2 protein-coding genes are annotated in these 5,911 nt (G+C 40.9%); both read left to right on the top strand.

What is annotated here, in order from left to right; genetic code table 11:
* Positions 1-18: 18 nt before the first annotated feature.
* On the top strand, positions 19-3,930 hold the full coding sequence (locus tag IPU53_RS24520) for an amino acid adenylation domain-containing protein (RefSeq protein WP_242698564.1): 3,912 nt from the start codon (positions 19-21) through the stop codon (positions 3,928-3,930).
* Between the two features lie 374 nt (positions 3,931-4,304).
* Positions 4,305-5,911 (top strand): condensation domain-containing protein (locus IPU53_RS24515; RefSeq protein ID WP_207454132.1); only part of this gene is annotated, 1,607 nt, incomplete at its 3' end.

Genomic DNA, 5,911 nt, shown 5'->3' with positions numbered 1-5,911 from the left:
ACAGATGAAGTGCCTGTATTGGACTTACCAACGGATTATCCGCGCCCAAGAAAACAGAGTTTTCAAGGTGCGACCCTCTCGTTTACGTTGGGGGAAGAGATCAAGAAAACTGTGCATAAGCTTTGTGAGAAAACTGATACAACCGAATATATGGTTCTCCTTTCCGCCTTTATGGTGTTATTACAAAAATATAGTGGTCAAGAGGATATTGTCGTAGGAAGTCCGATCTCTGGGCGCCTGCATCATGACACAGAAACCATGCTGGGTATGTTTGTCAATACATTGGCGATGCGCGGACAGCCAGAGGGAAAGAAAAGCTTTGACCAATTTTTACAAGAGATGAAAGAAACCACATTACAGGCTTATGAACATCAAGAATATCCGTTTGAAGAGTTAGTCGAGCAAGTCGATGTTCAACGTGACCTGTCACGTAACCCGATTTTTGATTGTGTTTTTGTATTGCAAAATCAAGGGGAAGAAGAGATTACTTTATCGGGAACACCTATAAAAAGTTTTGATGATCGTACGGATATTGCTAAATTCGATTTAACACTTACTGTTCATCTGACGGAACATGGGTATAAGGTTGAGTGGGAATATTGTACAGATTTATTTACAGCAGAGACGATTGAACGGTTAGCTTGTCATTTCCAAAGGCTGCTTGAACAACTCAGTCAATCTATTGCGACCAGCATTCAAGAAATAGATATCGTAACAGAAACTGAAAAACAACAACTACTTGAAGCATTTAATCAAAAGGACATTAAGTACCCACGGGAAAAAATGATTAAAGACTTATTTGAAGAGCAAGTTAAAGCGAATCCGCAGCAGATAGCCGTAGTATTTGAACATGAGCAGATTACGTATGAGGAGCTAAATCAAAGGGCGAATCGGATTGCAAACCATTTACTAGCGAAAAATGTAGCAAGTGAAGATATTGTTGCTGTCATGCTCGACAGAGGAATTGACCTTATCGCTACTTTGCTTGGCATTGTAAAAGCAGGGTATGCCTACTTACCGATTGATCCTGAAAATCCGGATGAGCGCGTAGAATATATACTGCAAGATAGTCAGGCAGCTATGCTTATACAACAACAGCATCAAAACCGACAAATCGAATTCGCTGGTGAAACAGTTGTAGCTGAAGAACTAGTAGCGGACGGAAATCCCGAAAATCCTAATGTGGAAATTCACCCGGATCAGCTTTTATACGTCATCTACACTTCAGGTACGACAGGCAATCCAAAGGGTGTTTTAATTGAACATCGAAATGTCGTACGGTTATTGAAAAATGATGCCTTTCCATTTGAAATAAACAATCAAGATGTATGGACAATGTTCCATTCTTATCAGTTTGACTTTTCTGTGTGGGAAATGTATGGCGCTCTGTTGTATGGTGGGAAATTGGTGATTGTGCCGCCAGCTGTTACAAAGGATAGCTTTGAATTTCTCGAACTGTTAGAAAGGGAAAACGTGACGATTTTAAATCAGGTTCCGTCTTCCTTCTATGAATTAATGCATGCTGAATCTTTCAGTGAAGTGCCACAATTGGCATTAAAGTATTTGATTTTTGGAGGAGAAGCTTTAAATCCTCGTAAATTACAAGACTGGTATTCGCGTTATCCGCAAACCAAAATTGTGAACATGTACGGGATTACGGAAACTACGGTTCATGTCACCTATAAAGAAATTACGCAAAAAGAAATTGAAAAAGGTGTTAGCAATATCGGGAAGGCCATTCCAACATTAAACGTCTATATTATGAACGGTGAGCAAATATGTGGCATTGGAATGCTTGGAGAGATTTGTGTAGCTGGTGCTGGTGTAGCAAGAGGATATTTGCATAGAAAAGAACTGACAGCAGCTAAATTTGTTGCAAATCCATTTAACCCTAATGAGCGTATGTATCGTTCTGGTGATTTAGCGAGATGGCTTCCAGATGGTTCGCTTGAATATATTGGCAGAATGGATCAACAAGTAAAAATTCACGGATTTCGTATTGAATTAGGAGAAATTGAAAATGCGATTAGAAAACAACCCTTTATTCGCGATGTTGCTGTAATCACCCAAGTAGATGGAGCAGGGGATCCGAGGTTATGCGCCTATATCGTCCAAGAGGATGAAGGCAAAACTCTCGATGTAACAAAGATCAAGGATGAGTTAAGACATGATTTGCCTGATTACATGATCCCCATGCATATTGTAAGCATGGACAGGCTCCCTGTTACAAGCAATGGAAAATTAAATCGAGCTGCTTTACCAAAACCCCCGTCCCAAAGCAAGGAAGAATATGTAGCACCAAGCAATGAAAAAGAGGCTCTACTAGCCGAAGTAATTGGGACGATTTTAGGAGTAGAACAGGTAGGCATTGAGGATAATTTCTTTGAGCTCGGCGGAGATTCGATCAAAGCGATCAGGGTGATCTCCAAACTGCGAGAAGCAGCTTATGAACTCACAGTGAAGGATTTAATTTTCGAACGGAAAATTCGCCTTATAGCCGATAAAATGGAGAAAGTGGAAAATGGACTCTCTGCATATCCGCAAGAAGAAGTGACAGGTGAAGTACCATTCACACCTATTCAAGATCGGTTTATGCAATGGTCATTAGCAAAACCAGATCATTATAATCAAGCCCTAATGGTGCGGGCTCATAAACGCTTAGATTTGCAAATACTGCAAAAGGCGTTAACCGAGCTTGTTCATCATCATGATGGTTTACGGACTGTCTTTATAGAAGGGAAGCAGAACATCCTTCGGTCAGAAGAAAGTAAACTATTCGATTTAGAAGTATATGATTTTACAAATATAGTGGATGATCGTGAACGAACTGAAAGATGTGAAAAGCAGGCGAATCAATTGCAGCAAAGTATAGATTTGCAGGCGGGGCCACTTGTGAAAGTAGGGCTATTCCAAATGCCTGATGCTGATCAAGTATTATTCTGCATTCACCACCTTGTTGTCGATGGTGTATCTTGGCGGATTTTATTAGAAGACTTACAAACAGCTTATGAACAACAGGAGCAAGAAGGCTCAAGCCAGCTGCCAATGAAAACAGCCAGCTACCAACAATGGGCATATGCTTTAAAAGAATATGCGGACAGTGAGCAAATAGAATTAGAGATTCCTTACTGGCAGGAAGTGCTTGCCGAGGCAGAGGCTGGAAAGCTTCGCGATATGGAAGTGAAGACAGATGGGGAGTATCCGACCTTTCAGATCGAGATGGATCCTGAACATACGGAAAAACTTTTACATGAAGCAGGCGAATCCTACCATACGGAAATCAATGATTTACTTTTGACTGCCTTAAGTCGTGCTGTGCATCAATGGAAGGGGCAAAAGGTTGTGTCCGTTGAACTAGAGGGCCATGGAAGAGAGCCGATTCATAAGCAGATGGAAATTGATCGGACAGTAGGCTGGTTTACAAGTCTGTATCCTATAGTTCTTCATACAGAAGAAAATGATATCAGTCGCGATATTATCCATACGAAAGAAATGTTGCGTCGTGTGCCCAATCATGGCTTAGGCTATGGAGTCATACAACAATGGCGGAAGGAAGTTTTGCCAGAAATACATGCTGATATTTGTTTTAATTACTTGGGACAAGTAGATAGCGAAGTATCAGAAGCAAGTCTTTTTACTTTAGCAGATAACCCGGTAGGAGAAAGTAGTGCAAGCGAAAATCATTACCCGAATGCCATCACAATGAATACGAGTATTGTCAACGACAGATTTGTAATGGAGTTCATCTACCATAACGGAAGTCTTGCGCATGAACAAATGCTAGGATTTGCTGAATGGTATAAAAAATCATTGATAGAAATTATTGAACACTGTATCACAAAAGAAGAAACACAACAAACGGCTTCTGACTTTGGTGACACTGATCTTGAAATGGATGAATTAGATGAAATTATGAAGCACTTTAACTAAAAACATGCTTACGTAAAAGCTATTTTAACAGAGTCCTGTAATATTACAGGGATCCATGTTTTTACAGGACTCTGCTTATTCTGGGCGATAAGAAAGTATAAATTTTGGCTAATGTTTGATCCAGCTCCAGCGCCTAGCCCCGAGAGGCTCGCAGGATGCGAGTCCATCGGCGTTGCGACGTACAGGATGTACTAGTGCAGACGAAGCGACAGGACGTCGCGTTTGAGTCTGCCGCCAGGACGGCGCGAACTTAGCCGATGTTCCACTAAATAACCCTGACCTATGAAGGGAAAAAGCCCCTTCCTAGGTTCAGGAACATTTGCTTGTCGAAGGTAGCGGGCGCCTTGCGCTTTTCTTAGAAATGGAGGTACAACGTGGATAGTAACAATATCGAAAGAATATATCGATTGACCCCGATGCAAGAGGGGATGCTTTATCATAAGCTACTTGATGAACAATCGACCAGCTATTTTGTGCAAAATGTGATTGAATTAACAGGCGATGTCCGTTTGGATTTTATTAAGGCAAGCTTGCAATTATTAACGAAGAAACATTCTGTCTTACGCACAAAAATATTTTATAGAAAGATCAAAGATCCTCGCCAAATCGTCTTAAAGCATGAGGAGATTGGGGTGCGAAGTCTTGATTTTCGGCATTTTTCGGTGCAAGAGCAAGAAGAACAGCTGGAACAATTGAAGAAACAAGATGTCCAACAAGGATTTGACTTGGAAAAAGATGTACTGATGAGAGTCATAGTTGTGCGCCTATCAGAGTCTACCTATAAGATGATTTGGAGTTTTCACCATATTATTATGGATGGCTGGTGCATGTCTCTCGTTGTAAAAGACTTCATGGCTTATTATGACGAGTTAATCAAGGGGAAGCAGTTGGAGGCATTAACAAGAGAAGTAGAGGACAGCTCAAGAAGCCTAGCTAAATACGAGGAATATATTCAATGGCTTTCCAAGCAAAATAAAAATAAAGCTTTACATTATTGGAAAGAGCTGCTTCAAGATTATTCCAATGATGCAAAGCTCGGCTTAGGGTACAAAAGACCAGATCCTGTTGATACCCAGATTTGTCAGACTTCTATCAAACTAGAGAAAGACTTGAATGATAAGCTTTCAGCATTGGCCGTACAATTACAGGTAACAGAAAATACTATAGTGGAAGCTGCTTGGGGAATCCTTTTGCAAAGACTCACAGGGGAAAAGGATGTTGTTTTTGGTAAAGTCGTTTCCGGTAGAAATGCGAATATCCGAGGAATTGAAGAGGTTGTTGGCTTGTTCATAAATACGATTCCTGTGCGCGTAGAAAATAAGCAGGAGACAAAGGTACAGGAACTTGTCCATACATTGCAGGCACAGGCCGTTGAATCTGGACAATATGATTACTGTTCTTTACCCGAAATTCAAGCGCAAAGCCAGCTCAAGGGAAACCTAATGCAGTCAATTCTCGCCTTTGAAAACTATTATGCAGATAATGAGCCGCAGCAATTCGGTGGTCTTTCATTTCAAGTGGAAGACTTAATAGAACAGACGAACTATCCGCTTTCGTTTATTGTTTTTCCTGAAGAGACATTGCGCTTTGAAATTATGCATGACCCTAATGAATATTCACAAGAAGAAATCGAGCATATATTGCGCAATATGCAAAATATTATTGAAAAAATGGTTGAGAAGCCTGATGAAAAGGTTAATCAATTAGATGTGATCTTACCGGAAGATCAAAAGCAAATCATTGATGCTTTTAATCCAGCAGCCACTACCTATCCAAAAGAAAAGCCGATCCATACGTTATGGCTGGAACAAGTCCAACGCTATCCAGAACGGGAAGCAGTGGTCACGGCGGATGAACGTGTAAGCTATGCAGAATTAGAGCAACGTGCCAATCAATTGTGGGGCGAATTGCAACGTACTGGCGTGAAATCGGGGAGCTTGATTGGCATTGTCACAGAGAAATCGGTTGACATGGTCGCAGG

It is taken from the genome of Bacillus sp. SD088 (genome assembly GCF_017355205.1).
In the GTDB taxonomy this organism is placed as follows: domain Bacteria; phylum Bacillota; class Bacilli; order Bacillales; family Bacillaceae_C; genus Lederbergia.
Note: the sequence above shows the minus strand (reverse complement) of the source record. Positions and strands in the feature narration are given on the sequence as shown.